The following is a 21,769-nucleotide window of genomic DNA, read 5'->3' as shown; positions in this document are numbered from 1 at the left end:
GAACCAGTACCGTGAGGGAAAGGTGAAAAGCACCCCGACGAGGGGAGTGAAACAGTACCTGAAACCGGATGCCTACAAACAGTTGGAGCCCAAGGTTCGTCCTGGGTGACAGCGTACCTTTTGTATAATGGGTCAGCGACTTAGTGTATCGAGCAAGCTTAAGCCGGTAGGTGTAGGCGCAGCGAAAGCGAGTCTGAACAGGGCGTTCAGTTCGATGCATTAGACCCGAAACCAAGTGATCTAGCCATGAGCAGGTTGAAGGTACGGTAACACGTACTGGAGGACCGAACCCATATCTGTTGCAATAGATCGGGATGACTTGTGGCTAGGGGTGAAAGGCCAATCAAACTTGGAGATAGCTGGTTCTCCGCGAAATCTATTTAGGTAGAGCGTCGACCGAATACCCCCGGGGGTAGAGCACTGGATGGGCTATGGGGACTCACCGTCTTACTGATCCTAACCAAACTCCGAATACCGGGGAGTACTAGTCGGCAGACACACGGCGGGTGCTAACGTCCGTCGTGGAGAGGGCAACAACCCTGACCACCATCTAAGGTCCCTAAGTTATGGCTAAGTGGGAAAGGATGTGAGGATCCCAAAACAACCAGGATGTTGGCTTAGAAGCAGCCATCATTTAAAGAAAGCGTAACAGCTCACTGGTCTAAATAAGGGTCTTTGCGCCGAAAATGTACCGGGGCTCAAGCCATACACCGAAGCTGTGGATGCACGTATGTGCGTGGTAGCGGAGCGTTCCGTAAGCCTGTGAAGGGACAGTCGTGAGACATCCTGGAGGTATCGGAAGTGAGAATGCTGACATGAGTAACGATAAAGGGAGTGAGAGACTCCCTCGCCGAAAGTCCAAGGGTTCCTGCTTAAAGTTAATCTGAGCAGGGTTAGCCGGCCCCTAAGGCGAGGCCGAAAGGCGTAGTCGATGGGAACCACGTTAATATTCGTGGGCCTGCAGGTAGTGACGGATCGCGTGTGTTGTACGTTCTTATTGGATTGAACGTGCAGCGAAGCGGTTCCAGGAAATAGCTCCTGCATATAGACCGTACCCTAAACCGACACTGGTGGACTGGTAGAGAATACCAAGGCGCTTGAGAGAACTGCGTTGAAGGAACTCGGCAAAATGCACGCGTAACTTCGGAAGAAGCGTGACCCTCATATGGGCAACCATGTGGGGGTGGCACAGACCAGGGGGTAGCGACTGTTTACCAAAAACACAGGGCTCTGCGAAGTCGCAAGACGACGTATAGGGTCTGACGCCTGCCCGGTGCTGGAAGGTTAAGAGGAGATGTGCAAGCATTGAATTGAAGCCCCAGTAAACGGCGGCCGTAACTATAACGGTCCTAAGGTAGCGAAATTCCTTGTCGGGTAAGTTCCGACCTGCACGAATGGCGTAACGACTTCCCCGCTGTCTCCAACGCAGACTCAGTGAAATTGAATTCCCCGTGAAGATGCGGGGTTCCTGCGGTTAGACGGAAAGACCCCGTGCACCTTTACTATAGCTTTACACTGGCATTCGTGTCGGCATGTGTAGGATAGGTGGTAGACTTTGAAGCAGTGGCGCCAGCCATTGTGGAGTCATCCTTGAAATACCACCCTTGCCTATATGGATGTCTAACTGCGGCCCGTTATCCGGGTCCAGGACCGTGTATGGTGGGTAGTTTGACTGGGGCGGTCGCCTCCTAAAGAGTAACGGAGGCGCGCGATGGTAGGCTCAGAACGGTCGGAAATCGTTCGTCGAGTGCAATGGCATAAGCCTGCCTGACTGCAAGACTGACAAGTCGAGCAGAGACGAAAGTCGGTCATAGTGATCCGGTGGTCCCGCGTGGAAGGGCCATCGCTCAACGGATAAAAGGTACGCCGGGGATAACAGGCTGATGACCCCCAAGAGTCCATATCGACGGGGTTGTTTGGCACCTCGATGTCGACTCATCGCATCCTGGGGCTGGAGCAGGTCCCAAGGGTATGGCTGTTCGCCATTTAAAGCGGTACGTGAGTTGGGTTCAGAACGTCGTGAGACAGTTCGGTCCCTATCTGCCGTGGGTGTAGGAATATTGACAGGATCTGTCCCTAGTACGAGAGGACCGGGATGGACGTATCTCTGGTGGACCTGTTGTCGTGCCAACGGCATAGCAGGGTAGCTATATACGGACGGGATAACCGCTGAAGGCATCTAAGCGGGAAACCCACCTGAAAACGAGTATTCCCTATCAGAGCCGTGGAAGACCACCACGTTGATAGGCCGGGTGTGGAAGTGCGGCAACGCATGCAGCTTACCGGTACTAATAGCTCGATCGACTTGATCACTCCCATTTACAATATCCATCGAACGAAGTTCGATGAAGGCAATATGGCAGTAGGGCAATAAGGCAATATGTTGCCTAAAGCCCTTAACCATCGCCTGCACAGAAAGACAAAGCACAAAGGCAAAGGATAGGCGCAGACCAAACATACTGCCCTATTCCCCTACTGCCTTACTGCCCTGAACCAGCTTCTCATTTGTGTTCTTCGCCGACCTGGTGGTTATGGCGGAGCGGCTGCACCCGATCCCATTCCGAACTCGGCCGTGAAACGCTCCAGCGCCAATGGTACTTCATCTTAAGATGCGGGAGAGTAGGTCGCTGCCAGGTCTGCAAAGCACACAAATCAATTCATCTTCTCAAACCCATGCAAAACAGACCAAATCACGCTCAAAGCGCCAAAAAAATACCAAAACCGGTCAGAATATCGCACCCATAACGCGGGGTGGAGCAGCCCGGTAGCTCGTCAGGCTCATAACCTGAAGGCCGCAGGTTCAAATCCTGCCCCCGCAACCATGGTTGTTGAATGAGCCTCGTTACCAACGTAACGGGGCTTTTTTGCGTTTTGATCCTCCTTCATCAAAGCATAATCGCTCCCAATTCTTCGATATGCTCAATCTCTAATTCTCCCATTTCGTCGGGTTGCAGGACGGATTGTGCTGAAGACGGCCCGGCAGAGCTGCTGCCGGTGCCGCGTCATCTGGGCGGCATTGAGCCCTCCGATCAGGCGACCTGCTTGCGGTAGATTGCGCGCAGGTCCGGACAGCGATCGCGTGGTGTTCGCCGGAGCGATGTAAACAGATAGCCGTTGCCTCGCGTGCCTTTCAGGTTCAAATAGGCGCCACGTCTGTCATGCGTGGAACGGGCATCGGCTTCCCCGCATGATCGATCATTTCATTGATGGAGATGCGTGATGCACTATTCTGCAGCTGCCGACCGTTATCAGTCGGATATGATCTATCGCCGCACTGGTCGGAGCGGTATCGATTTGCCAGCCATTTCGCTTGGTCTCTGGCACAATTTCGGCGGTCGCGATGTCTATGAAAACGGTCGCGCGATCCTGCGCCGGGCGTTCGATCTGGGTGTGACCCACTTCGACCTCGCAAACAATTATGGACCGCCTCCCGGCTCAGCGGAAGAAAATTTCGGTCGCATGATGGCCAGTGATTTTCGGCCCTATCGCGATGAAATGATCATCTCTTCAAAAGCCGGTTGGGACATGTGGCCGGGGCCGTACGGAGGCATTGGCGGCAGTCGCAAATACCTGATCGCCAGCCTCGACCAGTCGCTGAAGCGGATGGGGCTCGACTATGTCGACATCTTCTATTCGCACCGTGTGGACGCCACGACGCCGCTTGAAGAGACGATGGGGGCGCTCGCGCATCTGCACCGTCAGGGCAAGGCGCTTTATGTGGGGATTTCCAGCTATTCACCGGAACTGACGCAGAAGGCGGCCGCGATCCTTCAGGAAGAGCGGGTTCCGCTTTTCATTCATCAGCCCAATTACAACATGTTCAATCGCTGGATCGAAAATGGCCTGCTCGATACGCTTGGCGAGATCGGAACCGGCTGCATTGTCTTTTCGCCTCTGGCTCAAGGATTGCTGACCTCCCGCTATTTGAACGGAATTCCCGAAGGGGCGCGGGCGAATCAGGGCGGCTCCCTGAAGGCCAGTGCACAGAACGAAGAACTGCTGGGCCGTATCCGGGCGCTGAACGCCATTGCGGAACGTCGCGGTCAGACATTGGCTCAAATGGCTATCGCCTGGACACTGCGCGACCCGCGTGTCACCTCTTCGCTGATCGGGGCAAGTTCGGTAACACAGCTTGAAAATTCGCTGGGAGCCCTGAAGGGGTTGGAATTCAGCGCCGAGGAGCTGGCAGAGATTGACCAGTATGCGCATGACGGTGGAACCGACTGGTGGAAGAGTTCGACTTCGCTTTGATGTGTTAACGAAGAGCATGTTAAAGGCCGTACGCTCAGCGTGCGGCCTTTCGCGTGAATGGATGAATGCAATTCACGCGGGGCGACGTAATTGCTATAGGCCAACGGGGGCAAGGCAGTTCCCGTTGGAGCCTTTGGGGGGAAAAGAATCAGGCCATGTCGCTGCGGTCGATAAAGGGCAGTTTGAAATATCCGCTGATCCGGGCCGGGCTGGAGGCTATCGCCTTTTCCGGTGCTGAAGCGCTTTTCCCTTCTGCCGGTGGACGTGGTGTCGTCTTCACGATGCATCACGTCAAACCGGAAGAGGCGACAGACCGGCTGGACCCGAACGCTATTCTCTCGATTACGCCGCAGACGCTCGAAATGGCCATAGAAGCATCGTTGGAAGCGGGCCTTGTGCCCGTCCACCTGCATGATTTGCCGAAGCTGCTTTCCGAGCCCGATAATAGACAGAAGTATGTCGCCTTCACTCTGGATGACGGCTATCGCAACAATGCGGAATTCGCAGCGCCCGTGTTTGAACGGCACAATATTCCTTACACGATCTTCATCACGACCGGCTTTGTGGAACGTACTCGATCCATGTGGTGGAGAACCAGTGCGGCTCTGGTAACGGAAGCCGACGGTTTCCGGTTCGACTTCGGCGGCGGTACCGTTGATGTCCGCGCGCAAAGCCAAGGCCAGAAATCAGCTGCCTTCGCAAGGCTCGTCCAGTTCATGCAACATTTCGACGAAGACGAGGCTGTAGCCCGCATCGATGCAGCAGCGAAGATGGCCGGGATCGATCCGATTTCTCTCGTCGACGAATCGGTGATGAATGCATCCGAACTGCATGACCTGGCCCGCGATCCGCTTGTGCATCTTGGGGCGCACACAGTCACTCACGTCAACCTGCGGCGCGTGGATGACGACAGGCTGGCAAGGGAAATCGCCGATTCGACCGCCTCGGTTGAAAACTATACCGGCTACAGGCCGCGATCCTTTGCCTATCCGTATGGCTGGAAGACGGCGGTCGGTGAACGTGAAATCGAAGCCGTTTCAAAAGCAGGTTTCGATGTGGGCGTAACCACGCAGCCTAGTGTGCTGCAGCAGTCCGGCGTGATGCTGGTCGCGGCCATTCCGCGTATTTCCCTCAACGGCTATTTTCAGAAGAAGCGCTATATCAAGGCGCTTCTTACGGGGCTGCCGTTCAAGCTGATCTAGAGCGGTTCCTATTCTAACAGAATCGCCGGCACCGCTCTAAATATTTGTTTTATCGCATTATCCAACGTATCGAAGCGGGATAAGAAATCAGTCCAGTAAACTGATTTCCCCGCGTAGACGTTTCACACTTTTGCTGGAAATGCTCTAGTTGAAATCAAATGACGAGATGTCCTGAAACACGAAAGGCCGCCTGTCGGCAGCCTTCGTAAAACCTGATTTGAGAAACTGGAGCGGGCGAAGGGATTCGAACCCTCGACCCCAACCTTGGCAAGGTTGTGCTCTACCCCTGAGCTACACCCGCTCGCGCCAGTCATTCCGGAACCGTTCGTTTCCGTCAGGCAGGCGCTATATGGACCAACGCTTCGCAGATTGCAACAGGGAAATTTGCTTCTTTGTGCAAGATGTTTGCCTGTTCTTTCGCAAAGCTGTGGATGAAATCGGAGCCCACCGCGCCCGCAGCCCCATGACAGCCCCATGCTGCTTGCATCGCAGCGGCGTTAGGACGGATAAAACTGGCCGGGGAACGCTATCATGCGCCAGTTTCCGCCTGCACTGGCAGTTTCATCACATGCGCATATTTGCGCGGATTGAAGCTCAGATAGAGCGGGCAGATGCTTGCGACCAGAATGAGGTGCATGATCCAGCCGGAAGCAAACGAGCCGGTCAATCCGTGCAGGAAAGCGGTGGCGACCGGACCGAGAGCGGCGATCAGAAAGCCGCCGCCCTGCATCATGGCGGTAAGCGCGCCTGCTTCCTCCGGCCTGGGCAGATGGTCGAGCGATGTAATCATCGCAAGGGCAAAGCTGCCGCCGAGACCCGCGCCGCAGATCGCCGACCAGAAGAACGGGGAAAGTTGCGGTGCAAAGGCAAGGCCAGCAAAGCCAACTGCCTGCATGGCCAATGTCAGCAACAGGAAAGGCCGGCGGTCGGTGCTGCGGCGGGCGAGCAGGGGCAGTCCGAAGGCCGCGAGCGCCTGCGCGACTGCCATCGCCGCGACGAGATTTCCGGTGGTGGACGCCGCAAGCCCCAGCGACTGGTAGTAGGGGGCAAGCCACGCAACCATGGATGAATAACCCGCATTGACGAGGCCGAATGCAGCCATCAGCACCCAGGTGCGCGGGCGGCGCAGCAAATGGCCGGTTATTCCGGATTTTTTGCCGGACGACGAGGTTTCGCGGAGAATGGGGACTGCTGCCAGCAGGGCGAGCACAGCCGGGAAGGCAAGCGCGGCGAGGGCGAACCGCCAGTTATGCTGGCTTCCCGCAAGCCATGGTGTCAGCCGCGCACCGAGCGCGCCGCCGCCCATGATCATGGCTGAGTAGAGTCCCGTCACGGGGGCAATGGCGGATGGGAAGCTGGCCTTGATGAGACCGGGCATCAATGCCTGAATCATAGCAACGCCTGCGCCGCACAGCACGGCGGTCAGAACCAGCGAAACGCCATCCGGCACGAAGCCGCGCAGGAGAGAGCCTGCCCCAAGAATGGCCAGCGCTGCAAACATGCTGCGGCGGGTGCCGAATAGCGACTGGATGCGCGGGGTTGCAAAAGCGCCAAGACCCATCAGCATCATCGGCAGAAAGGTGAGCAGGGAGAGGGCGCCGAAACCCATGCCCGTATCGGTCGCAATGTCTGAAAGCACCGGCCCCGGTGCAGTCAGGAACGGACGCAGGTTGAGGCCGATCAGGACGACGAGCGCAATAAGGGCAAAGCTTGCGGTGCGCCCGCCGCCGGTTGCCGGGTGGTTGGTAGTCTGCATGTTTCAGGCGCCAGTCTTATTCTTGCTTTCCCATAGCTGATAGAGTTCCGGATCGTTTTCCGGCGGGGAATGTTCGAAACTGATGCCGGTCTGTGCATGCAGAGGCTTGGCAAGTTCCGCGGCGATTTTCGCGGTCGAAAGGCCAAAAGGTTCGGCCTGCTCATTGGAATAGGCGAAGCGGATTTTTTCCACACCCGCCATGCGCATGGCGGCAAAGCACATGGGGCAGGGCTGGCCGCTGGCATAGACTTCGCAACCATCGAGGCGCGGCGATCGCAGCGCCTTTCCTGCCGCGCGCAGCGCCAGCAATTCTGCGTGCGCGGTGGGATCGCAATCGGCCTGCATACGGTTGACCCCGGTGGCGATGACTTCGCCGCCCTTGACGACCACAGCGCCGAACGGGCGTCCGCCTTGCTCAATATTGTCGAAGGCGAGCTTTATGGCCTGATCGAGAAATGTGCCGTCGCTGCTCATTTCGCGCCAGCCTTTTCCAGCAGGGCCACCATGGGGGCATAGCCACGGCTGCGGGCATGTTGGAGCGGCGTCACGCCGTCATTGTCGGCGAGATTGACGTCGGCACCGGCTTCGATGAGAAGCTTCACGATCTCGACATGGCGCTGGCCGCCATCGCCAAGCATGATGGCTTCAAGGAGCGCCGTCCAGCCGAGATTGTTGACGTGATCGACCTTCACGCCAGCCTCGATCAGCGTGCGCACCGTTTCGACATGCCCGCGTTCGGAAGCGGGAATGAGAGCCGTTCCGCCATAGCGGTTGGTGCTTTTGAGGTCCGCTCCATTCGCGAGCGTCATCTTGAGAATTTCGAGGTGTCCGCGCGCGCCCGCATAAAGATAGGGGCTGTCCTTGATGGCATCCCTGGCGTTGACGTCCGCCCCTGCATCAATGAGCGCACGTGCGACATCAATGTGGTTTGCGTGGGTTGCTGCAAGAAGCGCCGTCTCGCCATTTCTGCCGCGTGCTTCGAGATCCGCTCCGGCCTTGATGGCCGAATTGACCGAGGCCAGGTCTCCGGCTGCCGCGGCTTGAATAAGCGAGGTTTCGGCACGGGCTGCGGCATGGTGGCCGGGCAATGTCGGTTCGGTCATGACTACGGTCCCTGCAATCATTGCCAAGGCACTCAAGCTGAATATCGTTTGACGCATCGGCTGGTTCTCCTGCTTGTTGCGTTCATACAGGCCGGGTGACATATTTGGAAATTAAATGTTTAACTGCTATTCAGTGGCTTCATGAATATTGCTTTCAATCTCGATCTTTTGCGGGCCTTCGTGGCTGTCGTCGATAGCCGCAGTTTCACGGTAGCTGCCGCGCAGTTGCATTCGACCCAATCGACGATAAGCCAGAAGATCATCAGGCTGGAGGAAGCCGCCGGTCAGGCGCTTCTGGAACGTGCCCGGCATGATGTGCGTCCGACGGATGCAGGGGAAAAGCTGCTGGGCTATGCGCGCCGCATCCTGCAGCTCCATGACGAGGCAGCCGCCGCGATGACCGGGACGGCGCTCGCCGCCGTGTTCCGTCTCGGCCTGCCGGAAGATTTTGCCTCGCGGTTGGTGACACCGGCGCTGGCGCGTTTCATGCGCGCGCACCCAAACACGAAACTCGAGGTGACAAGCGGTCTCAGCCGCGACTTGCAGAAAGGTTTCGAGACCGGGGAATACGATCTGGTCATGGTGAAACAGAAGCGCGGCGAAACGGTCGGGACGATGCGCTGGCGGGAACCGCTTTCATGGCTGGAAAGCGCCGACTTCCCCGTGTCGCATGTCGATCCCCTGCCGCTTGTCGTGTTCCCGCCGAACGGGCTTTATCGCAGCGACATGATGGAGGCACTCGACCGGGCAGGCAGGCGCTGGCATGTGGTTTTCACCAGCTCCAGCCTGGCGAGTATCCAGAGCGCAGTTGCCGAGGGACTGGGTGTCAGCCTGTTGCCGAAGCGTGTGGCGTTGCCTGGTCATCGGGTAGTGCCTGCCGCCGCTGAACTGCCCTTCGTCGAACCGATGGAAATCGTCATACGGCACATGGACAATGGACCCGAACAAATCCGCCAGCTTGCCGCCATGTTGGCGGAAGTCGTTGGCGAGTGAGAATCCCGGAGGGTTGTCTCCTGTTATTTGCCCAATGGGGCCTTTGGCGGTTTGCGTCTTTTCGGGAGCCATCCACGAAATTTCCGGTCTTTTCCACGCGATTTAATTTCTGAAAAGCCTATCCGTTTTCAGATTGACTGATTTTGTATCCAGGATATTGTGTCCAGAAAAGTTGGGAGGCTTTTATATTGGCGGCTTTTGAATGGCGCAGTCAGACCCGTTTGCTGGACGAAGTGGCAGATGCACTTCGCGAGCGGATTTATGCGGGCGATTATGCGCCGGGCGCTATACTCAGGCAGGAACATATCGCGGCTGAATTCGGCATCAGCCGCACGCCCTTGCGCGAGGCTCTGCGCGTTCTGGAGCGTGACGGGCTGGTCATTCACCTGCCGGGGCGAGGCGTTCGTGTTGCTTCCGCCGATCTCACCCGGCTGATCGATGCCTATGCGGTGCGCGAAGTGCTGGATGGGGTCGCGGCGCGTTTTGCCGCCGAACGGGCAACGGATGCGGACATCGTCAGGCTGCGCGCGCATGTTGCGGGGCAGGGCGCGGTTGTCGATCCATGGGACCCGAAAGCCTATACCCAATCCAACGTCGATTTTCATATGGCGGTGATGAATACGGCAGGCAATGCTTCGCTGATCGCCTTCGTGCCGCTTCTGCGCATGACATCGCAGGTTTTTGCGCCGTCCTTTTCGCTGTCGGTGGATCGGGCGCGCGATGCAATCCGCGAGCATGGAGCCATTGTCGAAGCCATCGCTTCGCGCGATGGCGAGGAGGCCGAGCGGCTGGCGCGGGCGCATATTCGCGCAACCACGGCAAGGTTGGAGGCGGGAATGCCGCTTCGGGAGAACGAAAATGAAGCATGAGAACAAGACGGGAGGAGCCGGCTTGCTCCGTTATGGCAATTTCATCGCGGGCGAATGGCAGGATGCCGTTGGCGGCGAGCATATCACGCTCAAAAACCCTTCCGACGGCAGCGATCTTGCGTTGATTGCGCGCGGCACCAAGGCCGATATTGATCTGGCCGTTGCAGCGGCGCGCAGCGCACTTTCGGGCGACTGGGGCAAGTTGACGGCGACTGAACGTGGCCGTGTGCTGCACCGCATTTCTGAAGAGGTGTTGAAGAACATCGACCTCCTGACCGATCTGGAATCGAAGGATGTCGGCAAGCCGGTCACGCAGGCGCGTGCCGACGTGGTGGCGTTGGCGCGTTATCTCGAATTTTATGGCGCGTCCGCCGACAAGGTGCACGGCGACACGCTGCCTTATCAGAACGGTTTTACGGTTCTGTCGATCTATGAGCCGCACGGCGTTACCGGCCATATCATTCCATGGAACTACCCGATGCAGATTCTGGGCCGCAGTCTTGGCGCAGCGCTTGCCATGGGCAATGCAGCCGTGGTCAAGCCTGCCGAAGAAGCCTGCCTGACCATTCTGGAATTTGCCAGGATCGCCGAAAGGGCCGGCCTGCCGAAAGGCGCGCTCAATGTCGTGACCGGGCTTGGCGCGGAAGCCGGTGCGGCGCTCTCCGAACATCCGGACGTCAATCACATCTCATTCACCGGCTCCGTTCGTACCGGGGAAGCGGTTCAGGCTGCGGCTGCAAAGAATACGGTGCCGGTGACGCTGGAACTTGGCGGAAAATCTCCGCAGATCGTCTTCGCCGATGCCGATCTCGACCGCGCCCTGCCGTTTCTGGTCAATGCGGGCATCCAGAATGCCGGTCAGACCTGCTCGGCCTCGTCGCGCATTCTGGTCGAGCGCAACATTTATGAAGAAGTTGTCGCGCGCATGAGCGAGCGCTACCGCGCATTGAAGGTCGGGCCAGCCAGCGCCGATCTGTCTGTCGGTCCGGTCGTGTCGCAGCGCCAGAAGGCGATTGTCGATGACTATCTGGCTCTTGCGAAAGAAAGCGGCCTGGCCATTGCCGCGCAAGGGGTGCTGGCAGAAGATGCGCCGGAAGGCGGGGCCTATGTCCTGCCGACGCTGATCCGCGATGTTCCTGCCGACCATCGTCTGGCGCAGGAAGAAATTTTTGGTCCGGTGCAGGTCATCCTGCCTTTCGACACCGAAGAAGAAGCCATCGCGATTGCCAATGGCACGCATTATGGCCTCGTCTGCGGTATCTGGACCAATGATGGCGGACGTCAGTTCCGCCTGGCGCGTGCCATCCATTCCGGTCAGGTGTTCATCAACAATTATGGGGCCGGTGGCGGCATCGAATTGCCCTTCGGCGGTGTGAAGAAATCCGGCCATGGCCGTGAAAAGGGCTTCGAGGCGCTCTATGGGTTCGCCTCGCTGAAGACGATTTCCGTGTATCACGGTTAAGGAGATTACAGTGTCGCTTGAAGGTAAGGTCGCGCTCATCACGGGAGCAGGTTCGGGGTTTGGCGAAGGCATGGCGAAGCGCTTTGCTGACGGCGGCGCAAAGGTCGTTATCGTGGACCGCGACAAGGCAGGCGCTGAGCGTGTGGCAGGCGAAATAGGCGAGGCGGCGCTGGCCGTTGCTGCCGATATCTCCAGGGAAGCCGATGTCGACGCGGCGGTGGAGGCTGCCCTGTCGAAGTTCGGCAAGGTCGATATTCTGATCAACAATGCCGGCATCGGCCACAAGCCGCAAAATGCCGAACTGGTCGAGCCGGAAGAATTCGACCGCATTCTCGGCGTCAACGTACGCGGCGTCTACCTGATGACCCGCAAGCTCATCCCGCATTTCAAGGGCAACGGCGAGGGCGTAATCCTCAACGTCGCCTCGACCGGCGCGGGGCGTCCGCGTCCGAACCTCGCCTGGTATAATGCCACCAAGGGCTGGGTGGTTTCGGTCACCAAGGCGCTCGCCATCGAGCTTGCTCCGGCGAAAATCCGTGTGGTGGCATTGAACCCGGTTGCCGGTGAAACGCCGCTTCTTACCACTTTCATGGGTGAGGACACCGAGGAAATCCGCAAAAAATTCCGCGATTCCATTCCGATGGGCCGCCTGTTGAAACCCGACGATCTGGCTGAAGCTGCGGCTTTCCTTTGCTCGCCTGCTGCCTCTATGATTACCGGGGTTGCGCTCGACGTGGATGGCGGGCGTTCGATTTAGGAAAAAAGGCAAGGGGAGCCAAAGAGGAACAATGGGTAAGCTGCTGAAAGCCGGGCTGATAACAGCCGCGATGCTGGCATCGATCAACGGTGCATTTGCAAAAGACACGCTGGTGGTCGGCGAAGTGCTGGAGCCGCCGGGCCTCGACCCGACCGCCAACGCCGCCGCCGGCATCCGGCAGGTTACCTATGCGAACCTCTATGAAGGTCTGGTGCGCATTGTCGAGGACGGCACGGTGAAGCCGCTTCTGGCTGAAAGCTGGACCGTCTCCGACGACAAGAAGACCTATACGTTCAAGTTGCGGCAGGGCGTGAAGTTTCATGACGGCACGCCGTTCGACTGCCCGGTGGTGAAATTCTCCTATGACCGCGCCGTGGCTCCGGATTCCACCAATGCGCAAAAGGGACTGTTCGAGCCCATTGCGAGCACGGAATGTCCCGATCCCGCGACAGCCGTTGTCACGCTGAAGCGTCCGACCTCGAATTTCCTGTTCAATATGGGTTGGGGTGACGCGGTCATGGTCGCGCCCAATTCGGCCGCCGACAACAAGACCAAGCCGGTTGGTACGGGCCCGTTCAAATTCAAACGCTGGGTGCAGGGCGACCGCGTCGAGCTGGAACGCAACCCGGACTATTGGGGCGAACCGGCAAAGCTTTCCGCCGTTACGTTCCGTTTTGTGAGCGACCCGTCGGCTGCTGCCGCGGCCATCCTTGCCGGTGACATCGACGTCTTCCCGATGTTCCAGGCACCGGAACTCATCAGCCGCTTCAAGAGCGACGACAAGTTGCAGGTCGAAGTGGGTGATACTGCGGGCAAGGTCCTGCTGTCGCTCAACAATGCCAAGGCTCCTTTCGACAACGTGAAGGTGCGTCAGGCGCTGGCCCACGCCATTGACCGCAAGGCGCTGATCGAAGGCGTTTATTCCGGTTTCGGCACGCCAATCGGCTCGCATTATGCGCCGGTCGATCCGGGTTATGTCGACCTGTCGGAAACCTATCCCTATGATCCGGCCAAGGCGAAGCAGTTGCTGGAGGAGGCTGGCGTTCCAGCGGGCACGTCGATCACCATCACGCTTCCACCACCGGCCTATGCGCGGCGCGGCGGCGAGATCATCGCGGCCATGCTGGCGGAGGTCGGCATCCAGGCCAATCTGGTGCCGATCGAGTTTGCGCAATGGCTGGATCAGGTGTTCAAGCGGTCGGATTTCGACGCGACGATCATCGCGCATACCGAGGCGCGCGATCTCGATATCTATGCCCGCGACAAATACTACTTCAACTACAACAACCCGGAATACAAGGCGCTCTACAAGGCCTATGCCGAGGCTGGTAGCGATGAGGAGCAGCTCGAACTCGTGAAGAAGCTGCAGGAAAAACTTGCTGCCGACGAGCCGAACATCTTCCTCTATGCGCTGCCGAAAATCGGTGTGTGGAACAAGAATGTGAAGGGCCTGTGGAAGAACATGCCGGTCCCGGCTGACGATCTGACGCAAGCCTATTGGGCGGAATAAACGAAGCATTTTCGAGCCAAAAGCGCGAAGCGGTTTTGGCTTGGATAATGCGTAGAAACAAGTAGCCGGAGCGGGTCCTATGCCCGTTTTGATTGGACACGCTCTGGCTCGCCCCGTCGCACGTTCGGCGGGGGACCAAATAGATGGCCGCGCACCCCATAAAGATAAGGGGAGGGCGTGCGGCGGATTGGAATGTGGAAAGCGGATTTCCGTCTTTTCAAGGAGGTCGTTTTGCTGGCTTACATTTCCGGGCGACTGGTTTCGCTCCTGCTTACGACGCTTGCGGCTTCCGTCATCGTCTTCCTGTTGATGCAGGTGCTGCCGGGCGATCCGGCGGCGGTGATCCTGGGCATCAATGCGCAGCCCGAGACACTGGTAGCGCTTCACAAGCAGCTTGGCCTCGACCAGCCGCTCTGGTGGCGCTACCTCACATGGATTGGCGGCTTTCTGAAAGGCGATTTCGGCACGAGCTATACCTATTCCGTGCCGATCAGCGAATTGCTCGGGCCGCGCATCATGGTCACGCTGCCGCTGGCGCTGCTGTCGATGGTCCTGTCGGTCGCGGTCGCCATTCCGGTCGGTGTCTATGCCGCTTCCAAGCGCGGCAAAACCGGCGACGTGCTCTCCATGGGCGTGGCGCAGGTCGGTGTCGCAATTCCGAATTTCTGGCTTGGTCTGCTTTTGATCCTGCTTTTTGCCTTGCAGCTTGGCTGGTTTCCGGCTTCGGGTTTCGCGGGCTGGGAAGGCGGGTTCTGGAACGGTATCCGTTCGCTGTTCCTTCCCGCATTGGCGCTTGCGCTGCCGCTTGCCGCCATTCTGGCCCGCGTAACCCGATCCGCCGTCATCGAGACACTGGGGGAGGATTTCGTGCGCACTGCCCGCGCCAAGGGCCTGACGCGCAAGGCCGCGCTCTGGCGTCATGCGGTGCCCAATGCGCTGATCCCGGTCGTCACCATCATCGGGCTGCAATTTTCCTTTCTGCTGGCGGGAACCATCATCATCGAAAATGTCTTCAATCTCCCCGGCCTTGGAAGGCTGGTGTTTCAAGCCATCGCGCAGCGCGATCTCATCACCGTGCAGTCGCTGGTGACGCTGCTTGCCGCTTCGGTGATTGCCGTCAATTTCATCGTCGATCTTGTCTATGGCTTCATCGATCCGCGCCTTTCGACGGGAGGCAGCCGATGAGTGAGGCGCAGGCTTTCCCGAAACCGGGCATATTCAAGACCATACTGACCAGCCGCAGTTTGGCTCTAGGCTCACTCATCACGATCATTCTGGTCGCGATGGCCGTCATCTCCTATGTCTGGACGCCTTATTCGCCGACGGCGATGAACTTCCGCGACAAGTTGCAAGGGCCGAGCCTCAATCACCTCTTCGGCACGGATAATTTTGGGCGCGATGTGTTTTCCATGATCATGGTCGGTGCGCGCAATTCCATCGCCGTATCGATCATCGCGGTGCTGGTTGGGGCCGGTATCGGTATTCCACTCGGGTCGCTTGCAGCGGCACGCGGCGGGCTGATCGATGGTTTCGTCATGCGCATGACCGATCTCGCCTTCGCGTTTCCAGCGCTTCTTACCGCCGTCATCATCACTGCCATTTTCGGGCCCGGCGCGGTCAATGCGATGATCGCCATCGGCATCTTCAACATTCCTGTGTTCGCGCGCGTCACACGCGGCGCATCATTGGGGCTTTGGAAGCGTGAATATGTGCAGGCGGCGCGTTGTGCGGGGCGCGGCGATATATCGATCACGCTTTTGCATGTGCTGCCCAACATCAACCATGTGCTGATCGTGCAGGCGACGATCCAGTTTGCGCTGGCCATCGTCGCGGAAGCGGGCCTTTCCTATGTCGGGCTTGGCACCCAGCCGCCGATGCCGAGCTGGGGCAAGATGCTCAACGATGCGCAGACTTTCATCTATGATGCGCCATGGCTCGCCATCTTCCCCGGGCTCGCCATCACGCTCGCCGTGCTTGGCCTCAACATGCTGGGCGATGGATTGCGTGATGTGCTCGATCCGCGCGTCAGGAGGCAGAGATGACAACACCTTTGCTTGAAATGGACAATATGTCCGTCGAACTGCCCATCGGGCTCAAACTCGCGGATATCGTGTCCGACATTACCCTGACGCTCAATCGCGGTGAACGCCTTGGCGTGGTGGGTGAATCCGGCAGCGGCAAGTCGATCACCGCCCTTGCCGCCATGGGCCTGCTGCCCGACCGGATGCGCGTGCGTGGCACGTTGCGTTTCGACGGCGAGGACCTTGCCGCCATGCCGGAAGCGGAACTCTGCAAGATGCGCGGACGGCGCATGGCGATGATCTTTCAGGAACCGATGACCGCGCTCAATCCGGTCAAGACCATAGGCGCGCAGATTGCCGAAGGACGCCGCCTGCATATGGGTGAGAGCCGCGCCGATGCGGAGCGTGAAGCGCGTCGGCTGCTTGATCGCGTCGGGCTGCCTGCGCCCCGCTTCAATCTCGATCTCTATCCGCATCAGCTTTCCGGCGGGCAACGCCAGCGCGTGATGATCGCCATGGCGATTGCCTGCGAGCCCGACCTGCTGATTGCCGACGAACCGACAACGGCACTCGACGTCACCGTTCAGGCGCAGATACTCGACCTGATGGACGAACTGATTGACGAGACCGGCACGGCCCTGATGCTTATCACCCACGACCTCGGCGTGGTTTCGGAAATGACCGACCGCATCGCCGTCATGTATGCGGGCCGCATCGTCGAGACGGGACGCACGGAAGCGGTGTTCAATCGCATGGCGCATCCTTATGCCCGGGGGCTGTTCCAGGCTTCGCCACATGGTGCGGCGCTGGTGCGCAGCCACGGCACGGGGCGCCAGCGCCTTGCCGCTATCCCCGGCGTCGTGCCGGACCCGCTGGCGCGCCCGCCCTATTGTACCTTTGCTGACCGCTGCGCCTTTGTGCAGGAGGATTGCCGCAAGGCGATACCGCCGCTCGATTTCATCGGTGAGAACGACGGGATCGCGCATCGTGCCGCCTGTATTCATCCGCGAGACGGCGAGGTGCTCGCATGAGCAAGATGATCTTGCAGGTGCGCGATGTGGTGCGCGAATACCAGCTGCCCCGTCCGTCATTTTTTTCAAAACCGGGCGCGTTGCGTGTCCTGCATGGGGTGAATGTCGAGATCGAAGCCGGGCAAAGCCTTGGCATCGTGGGTGAAAGCGGCTCCGGCAAGTCCACGCTGGCCCGCGCCGTCATGGGGCTGGAGCGTCCGCAAGCGGGACAAATTCTCATCAACGGGCAGGATATCTATGCGCTTGATCGCGCTGGCTTGCGTGAGGCGCGCAAGGGCTTTCAGGCGATCTTTCAGGACCCCTATGGCTCGCTCGACCCGCGCCATACGGTCAAGCGCATCATTTCCGAGCCGATTGTGTCGCTGGAAAGCGGCACCAGTTCCAAAGACCGCGACGACCGCGTGGCGGAAGTGCTGGAAGCGGTTGGCTTGCCGAAGGCATCGGCGGAAAAATATCCGCACGAGTTTTCGGGCGGGCAACGCCAGCGTATCGCCATCGCGCGCGCCCTGATTACCAAGCCCGCTTTGATCGTCGCGGACGAGCCGGTGTCGGCGCTTGACGTTTCCATTCAGGCGCAGGTGCTGAACCTGATGATGGATCTGCAGGAAAAGTTCGGCCTTTCCTATCTGTTCATCAGCCACGATCTGGGTGTCGTGCGCGCCATCACCGACCGCGTCGCCGTGATCTATCGCGGCAATATTGTCGAGCAGGGACCGACGAACGAAGTCTTCGACAATCCCCGGCATGACTATACGCGGGCACTTGTCGACGCCGTGCCGAAGCCGTTCTCCGGTCGCCGCAAGCGAGTGCGACGTCCAAGCTCCACACTGAAATTGCCTGAGTGATTTGAGGAAATCCCAATGTCGAATCCAGCCGATTTGTCAGCCGTCGAACTCGTGTCCGCCTATAAGGCGAAGTCGCTTTCGCCGGTCGAGGTCACGGAAGCCGTCATCGCCCGCATCGAAGCCTATGAGCCGAAGCTGAATGCGCTTTGGGCTTACGATCCCGACGCCGCACGTGTTTCGGCCAAGGCCTCGGAAGCGCGCTGGGCAAAGGGCGAGCCTGCCGGACCCATCGATGGCGTTCCGCTGACGATCAAGGAAAATATCGCGACGGAAGGCACGGCTGTTCCGCTCGGCTGCGCGGCGCTGCCGCTGAAGCCTGCCAGCGCCGACGCCCCGCCTGCAGCGCGCACGCGCGAGGCTGGCGGCGTGCTGCTGGCCAAGACGACCATGCCTGATCTTGGCATGTTGTCTTCCGGCCTGTCGAGCTTCCACAAGCTTGCGCGCAATCCATGGGACCTCGGCACCAATCCGGGCGGATCAAGTGCCGGTGCGGGCAGCGCCGGTGCGGCCGGTTACGGTCCGTTGCATATCGGCACGGATATTGGTGGCTCGATCCGCCTGCCTGCAGGCTGGTGCGGCCTCGTTGGACTGAAGCCTTCCTTCGGGCGCATTCCCATCGATCCGCCATTTCTCGGTCGCGTGGCCGGGCCGATGACGCGCACTGTCGCTGACAGCGCGCTTTACATGTCGGTGCTTTCAAGACCTGATCGTCGCGATGGCATGAGCCTGCCCTATCAGGACATCGACTGGATGAGCCTCGACATCGATGTGAAGGGCTTGAAGATCGGCCTGTGGCTCGATGCCGGTTTCGGCGAGCCGGTGGGGGATGAAACCCGCGCCGCCGTTGAAGCCGCAGCGAAATTGCTTGCCGATGCGGGCGCGATCATCGAGCCTGTTGCGCCATTTCTGAACCGCACCATGATCGACGGTCTGGATCGTTTCTGGCGCGCGCGGTCGTGGTCGGACATCAGGAAAATGACGCCGGAAAACCGTGCGAAGATTCTGCCATATATCTATCAGTGGACGGAAACCGCCGAGGGCTTAACGGGCGAAGAAGTCTATCTCGGCTTTGCCCAGATGGATGCGATGCGCAATGCGGCGCTTGCCGCTTCCAAGGGCTTCGACTTCATCATTTCGCCTACCGCGCCCATGCCGACCTATCCGGCGGAATGGGCGTCTCCGGTCAACGACCCGCAGCGTCCCTTCGAACATATTGCCTTCACCGTGGCGATGAACATGTCGGAGCAGCCCGCGATTTCGATCAATTGCGGTTACACGGCCAAGGGCTTGCCCATCGGCTTGCAGATTTTCGGCCAGCGTTTCGATGATCTGGGCGTATTGCGCCTTGCAAAAGCCTATGAGGAGATGCGGCCAGCGCAGAGGCCGTGGCCAGTTATTGCGTGACTGCCAAATCCTGCCCCTCATCCTGAGGAGGCGCGAAGCGCCATCTCGAAGGGCGAGGGGCCATCTCCTATCCTTCGAGACGGTGACCTTCGACAAGCTCAGGTCACCTCCTCAGGATGAGGGAGATGGGCAGGCGCTCGGGATGTTGGGGGCGGTTACTTCTTCGGGCGAAGCGGCGCGCGTTCCTTGTAACGGTCCATGGCGGTGAGCTTCTGGACCAGCGGGTCGGCGTCGCGCCAGCCATAAATCTCGGTGCGCAGATATTCGAGTTCGGCGTCGAGCTCTTCTTCACCGATCTCCGTCCACCATGATTTCGGACGCCCGTCAGTGCCGTCCGACCAGCGATAGCCACGCGCTTTCAGATGATCCTTCATCTCGAACGGGCTGTTCTCCGCATAGATGCGCATCCGCGCGCGCTGGCTGGCCTTCAAGAGTTCGGCAAAGGGCGTGGTATCGCCAGACTGTTCCTTCAGCACCGCAAGCAGGGCCTGGCAATCATCTTCGGCCCGGTGTCCGTTATGGAAATAGCCGCTCTGGCCGATCAGGTAGCCAAGCTTGGTGCCTTCAAAGCCGCGTGCAGTCCAGTCGATTTCCTTGACCGAGCAGGCCCACGGCTTGTTGGCGAAGGCGATGGAAAAACGTTCAAGAAACGGGCGATCAAAACCGGCATTATGCGCGATGATGATATCGGCCTCGGCGATGAGCGCGTCCAGCTTTTCGCGGGGGATCGTCTGGCCCCTCACCATTTCGTCGGTGATGCCGGTGATGCGGGTGATGTCAGCCGGGATCGGCCGGGAGGGTTGCTGCAATGCGCCGAACGTGGCGCAGATATCGCCTATCGACCCGTCATCGGCATAACGGAAGGCAACCGCGCCGATCTCGATGATTTCTTCCTGCGCTGGATTGAGGCCGGTCGTTTCCGTGTCCACGACAACGCCCAGACGGGGGAAGGCGATCCTGTCGGCGTCGGGAACGGTCGGCGGCGGGTCTAGCCTTTGGAGGATGCGGTAACGTCCGCTCTCCTTCAGCCGCTTCACCATTTCCGCTTCGTCGATACCGGTGGTCTTGCCGTGTTTGGCGCGGGCGGGACGCAGTTCTGCCCGTTCCTGTCCTTCCGCCGCGGAAGGAGCAAAAAGGTCGAACTGATGGCGCATGGAACTTCTCCGCATGGGGGAACGGGTTTGGCAAAGAATGCCATTTTGCGGTGCTGCAACCAAGGCCGCAATCGTATAAGTAACAGGTAATCATCCTGTCGAACCGTGGCAAGGCGGGGCGCAGGGGCATGGAAGAGGGCTTGAGGAGGGGATTTCGTGGCGGATTATGATTATTGCGTCATCGGCGGCGGCATTGTCGGGCTTGCGACAGCAAAAGCCATGCAGGAGGCGGAGCCGGGCGCAAGGATCATTCTGCTGGAGAAGGAAAGCGATTTCGCGCGCCACCAGACGGGACATAATAGCGGCGTCATCCATGCCGGCATCTATTATCAGCCCGGTTCATTGAAGGCGCAATTGTGCCGGGCCGGTGCCGAAGCCACGAAAGCCTTTTGCAGGCAATATTCCATTCCATTCGAAACATGCGGCAAGCTTCTGGTGGCAACCTCTCCACACGAGGTCGAGCGCATGGAGGCTCTGGCAAGGCGTGCGGTCCAGAACGACATCGCGTTCCAGCACGTGGATCAGCAGGCGCTACGCAAGGCAGAGCCTGCGGTCGCGGGGCTGGGCGCGCTTCTGGTTCCTGCGACCGGCATCGTCGACTATGCGAAAATATCGCGGGCGATGGCGGCGGAAATCGTCGAGCGCGGCGGTATTGTGCGGCTCAATTCGCCGGTGACTGCCATCCGGGAGGATGACACGGGCGTTGCGGTGACGGTGAATGGCGAGACCGTGCGCGCTTCCAGACTGGTCGCTTGTGCCGGATTGCAGTCGGACCGCATTGCGCGTCTTGCCGGGCTGGATATCAGCCACCGCATCGTGCCGTTTCGTGGCGAATACTACACCCTGCCGCAATCGAAGGCGAATATCGTCAAGCATCTGATCTATCCGATCCCCGATCCCGACCTGCCATTCCTCGGCATCCACCTGACGCGAACGATCGATGGCGGCGTCACGGTCGGCCCGAACGCGGTGCTCGGGTTCGCCCGCGAAGGATATGACAAGGGCAGTTTCCGTGCGGGCGACGTCGCGGACATGGCTGCATTTCCCGGCTTCTGGAAGATGGCTATGAAGAACTGGCGTTCTGCACTGTCCGAGTTCAGCAATTCCGCGTCCCGCGCGCGTTATCTCAAGGAATGCCGGAAATATTGCCCGACGCTGGAGCTTTCCGATCTCGGCGCGCCGGGGGCGGGAATACGCGCGCAAGCCGTGCTCGATGACGGTATGCTGGTGCATGATTTCCTCTTCAGGGAAACGGAGAGAATGCTTCACGTCTGCAACGCGCCGTCACCTGCGGCAACATCTTCCATACCTATCGGGCGGATGATCGCCGAAAAGCTTCTGGGGATAAATCTCAAGGTAAAAACTATGTGAAAGCAGAACTTTCCTGAATGATGTTGTTTTCAGATGATTT

Annotated in this window: 17 protein-coding genes, 2 tRNA genes and 2 rRNA genes (1 of these 21 only partly in view); 16 read left to right on the top strand and 5 right to left on the bottom strand. The window is 59.1% G+C overall.

Annotated features, from left to right (window positions below; all coding sequences use genetic code 11):
• The 5 genes from OINT_RS09805 to OINT_RS09785 all read left to right on the top strand — a co-directional run.
• Window positions 1–2,313, top strand: a 23S ribosomal RNA gene (locus tag OINT_RS09805); it begins 630 nt to the left of the window's first position.
• 208 nt (window positions 2,314–2,521) lie between these two features.
• Window positions 2,522–2,636: ribosomal RNA gene (rrf, locus tag OINT_RS09800) — 5S ribosomal RNA — on the top strand.
• A gap of 109 nt (window positions 2,637–2,745) precedes the next feature.
• A tRNA-Met gene (locus OINT_RS09795) sits at window positions 2,746–2,822 on the top strand.
• Window positions 2,823–3,219: 397 nt separating this feature from the next.
• Complete coding sequence (gene mgrA / locus OINT_RS09790) at window positions 3,220–4,251, top strand: L-glyceraldehyde 3-phosphate reductase (protein WP_006472191.1); 1,032 nt, start codon at window positions 3,220–3,222, stop codon at window positions 4,249–4,251.
• Window positions 4,252–4,406: 155 nt separating this feature from the next.
• Window positions 4,407–5,453 carry a polysaccharide deacetylase family protein gene (locus tag OINT_RS09785; RefSeq protein ID WP_006472192.1) on the top strand — a complete coding sequence of 349 codons (1,047 nt, stop codon included), beginning with the start codon at window positions 4,407–4,409 and terminating at the stop codon, window positions 5,451–5,453.
• A 226-nt stretch (window positions 5,454–5,679) separates the two neighbouring features.
• Here OINT_RS09785 and OINT_RS09780 read toward each other — a convergent pair.
• From OINT_RS09780 to OINT_RS09765, 4 genes are all read right to left on the bottom strand, one after another.
• Window positions 5,680–5,754 (bottom strand) — tRNA-Gly (locus tag OINT_RS09780).
• 228 nt (window positions 5,755–5,982) lie between these two features.
• Window positions 5,983–7,209 carry a cyanate transporter gene (locus OINT_RS09775; protein ID WP_006467641.1) on the bottom strand — a complete coding sequence of 409 codons (1,227 nt, stop codon included), beginning with the start codon at window positions 7,207–7,209 and terminating at the stop codon, window positions 5,983–5,985.
• Between the two features lie 3 nt (window positions 7,210–7,212).
• Entirely contained in the window at window positions 7,213–7,683 is a 471-nt protein-coding gene (locus OINT_RS09770) for a nucleoside deaminase (RefSeq protein ID WP_006467640.1), read from the bottom strand.
• A complete protein-coding gene (locus tag OINT_RS09765) occupies window positions 7,680–8,312 on the bottom strand; it encodes an ankyrin repeat domain-containing protein (protein ID WP_230349220.1) in 633 nt (210 codons plus the stop codon). Before OINT_RS09765 ends, OINT_RS09770 begins: the two co-directional genes overlap by 4 nt.
• Window positions 8,313–8,453: 141 nt before the next feature.
• Here OINT_RS09765 and OINT_RS09760 point away from each other — a divergent pair, with 141 nt between their 5' ends.
• The 10 genes from OINT_RS09760 to OINT_RS09715 all read left to right on the top strand — a co-directional run bounded on the left by OINT_RS09760 (window position 8,454) and on the right by OINT_RS09715 (window position 19,204).
• On the top strand, window positions 8,454–9,305 hold the full coding sequence (locus OINT_RS09760) for a LysR family transcriptional regulator (RefSeq protein ID WP_006467638.1): 852 nt from the start codon (window positions 8,454–8,456) through the stop codon (window positions 9,303–9,305).
• 188 nt (window positions 9,306–9,493) lie between these two features.
• Entirely contained in the window at window positions 9,494–10,174 is a 681-nt protein-coding gene (locus OINT_RS09755) for a GntR family transcriptional regulator (RefSeq protein ID WP_006472194.1), read from the top strand.
• Window positions 10,164–11,636: an aldehyde dehydrogenase family protein gene (locus OINT_RS09750; protein WP_006467636.1), complete on the top strand. Its 1,473-nt coding sequence runs from the start codon at window positions 10,164–10,166 to the stop codon at window positions 11,634–11,636. The genes OINT_RS09755 and OINT_RS09750 overlap by 11 nt, the downstream gene beginning before the upstream one ends.
• A 10-nt stretch (window positions 11,637–11,646) precedes the next feature.
• On the top strand, window positions 11,647–12,393 hold the full coding sequence (locus OINT_RS09745) for a glucose 1-dehydrogenase (protein ID WP_006467635.1): 747 nt from the start codon (window positions 11,647–11,649) through the stop codon (window positions 12,391–12,393).
• Between the two features lie 31 nt (window positions 12,394–12,424).
• Complete coding sequence (locus OINT_RS09740) at window positions 12,425–13,903, top strand: ABC transporter substrate-binding protein (protein WP_006472195.1); 1,479 nt, start codon at window positions 12,425–12,427, stop codon at window positions 13,901–13,903.
• A 231-nt stretch (window positions 13,904–14,134) separates the two neighbouring features.
• Entirely contained in the window at window positions 14,135–15,088 is a 954-nt protein-coding gene (locus OINT_RS09735) for an ABC transporter permease (protein ID WP_006472196.1), read from the top strand.
• Window positions 15,085–15,945, top strand: a complete 861-nt coding sequence (locus tag OINT_RS09730; RefSeq protein WP_006472197.1) for an ABC transporter permease — start codon at window positions 15,085–15,087, stop codon at window positions 15,943–15,945. Before OINT_RS09735 ends, OINT_RS09730 begins: the two co-directional genes overlap by 4 nt.
• Window positions 15,942–16,955, top strand: a complete 1,014-nt coding sequence (locus OINT_RS09725) for an ABC transporter ATP-binding protein (protein ID WP_006467632.1) — start codon at window positions 15,942–15,944, stop codon at window positions 16,953–16,955. The genes OINT_RS09730 and OINT_RS09725 overlap by 4 nt, the downstream gene beginning before the upstream one ends.
• Entirely contained in the window at window positions 16,952–17,800 is an 849-nt protein-coding gene (locus OINT_RS09720) for an ATP-binding cassette domain-containing protein (protein WP_006467631.1), read from the top strand. Before OINT_RS09725 ends, OINT_RS09720 begins: the two co-directional genes overlap by 4 nt.
• 15 nt (window positions 17,801–17,815) lie before the next feature.
• Window positions 17,816–19,204, top strand: a complete 1,389-nt coding sequence (locus OINT_RS09715; protein ID WP_006467630.1) for an amidase — start codon at window positions 17,816–17,818, stop codon at window positions 19,202–19,204.
• Window positions 19,205–19,359: 155 nt separating this feature from the next.
• On the opposite strand, the gene OINT_RS09710 is transcribed toward OINT_RS09715, so the two are convergent.
• Window positions 19,360–20,358 carry a 3'-5' exonuclease gene (locus OINT_RS09710; RefSeq protein WP_006472199.1) on the bottom strand — a complete coding sequence of 333 codons (999 nt, stop codon included), beginning with the start codon at window positions 20,356–20,358 and terminating at the stop codon, window positions 19,360–19,362.
• A 156-nt stretch (window positions 20,359–20,514) separates the two neighbouring features.
• Between OINT_RS09710 and lhgO the strand changes: the two genes are divergently transcribed.
• Window positions 20,515–21,729: an L-2-hydroxyglutarate oxidase gene (gene lhgO / locus OINT_RS09705; protein ID WP_006467628.1), complete on the top strand. Its 1,215-nt coding sequence runs from the start codon at window positions 20,515–20,517 to the stop codon at window positions 21,727–21,729.
• Window positions 21,730–21,769: the final 40 nt, after the last annotated feature.

The sequence above is a fragment of the Brucella intermedia LMG 3301 genome, from assembly GCF_000182645.1.
GTDB lineage: Bacteria > Pseudomonadota > Alphaproteobacteria > Rhizobiales > Rhizobiaceae > Brucella > Brucella intermedia.
The sequence above is the reverse complement of the archived record's forward strand: the minus strand, read 5'-3'. Positions and strand labels throughout refer to the sequence as shown.

Excerpts from the sequence above, each read along its gene's own strand:
- OINT_RS09760 (WP_006467638.1), top strand. The coding sequence starts at position 8,454 with ATGAATATTGCTTTCAATCTCGATCTTTTGCGGGCCTTCGTGGCTGTC.
- OINT_RS09730 (WP_006472197.1), top strand. The coding sequence starts at position 15,085 with ATGAGTGAGGCGCAGGCTTTCCCGAAACCGGGCATATTCAAGACCATA.
- OINT_RS09775 (WP_006467641.1), bottom strand. The coding sequence starts at position 7,209 with ATGCAGACTACCAACCACCCGGCAACCGGCGGCGGGCGCACCGCAAGC.
- OINT_RS09715 (WP_006467630.1), top strand. The coding sequence starts at position 17,816 with ATGTCGAATCCAGCCGATTTGTCAGCCGTCGAACTCGTGTCCGCCTAT.
- mgrA (WP_006472191.1), top strand. The coding sequence starts at position 3,220 with ATGCACTATTCTGCAGCTGCCGACCGTTATCAGTCGGATATGATCTAT.
- OINT_RS09750 (WP_006467636.1), top strand. The coding sequence starts at position 10,164 with ATGAAGCATGAGAACAAGACGGGAGGAGCCGGCTTGCTCCGTTATGGC.
- OINT_RS09720 (WP_006467631.1), top strand. The coding sequence starts at position 16,952 with ATGAGCAAGATGATCTTGCAGGTGCGCGATGTGGTGCGCGAATACCAG.
- OINT_RS09710 (WP_006472199.1), bottom strand. The coding sequence starts at position 20,358 with ATGCGCCATCAGTTCGACCTTTTTGCTCCTTCCGCGGCGGAAGGACAG.
- OINT_RS09740 (WP_006472195.1), top strand. The coding sequence starts at position 12,425 with ATGGGTAAGCTGCTGAAAGCCGGGCTGATAACAGCCGCGATGCTGGCA.
- OINT_RS09725 (WP_006467632.1), top strand. The coding sequence starts at position 15,942 with ATGACAACACCTTTGCTTGAAATGGACAATATGTCCGTCGAACTGCCC.
- OINT_RS09770 (WP_006467640.1), bottom strand. The coding sequence starts at position 7,683 with ATGAGCAGCGACGGCACATTTCTCGATCAGGCCATAAAGCTCGCCTTC.
- OINT_RS09785 (WP_006472192.1), top strand. The coding sequence starts at position 4,407 with ATGTCGCTGCGGTCGATAAAGGGCAGTTTGAAATATCCGCTGATCCGG.
- OINT_RS09765 (WP_230349220.1), bottom strand. The coding sequence starts at position 8,312 with ATGACCGAACCGACATTGCCCGGCCACCATGCCGCAGCCCGTGCCGAA.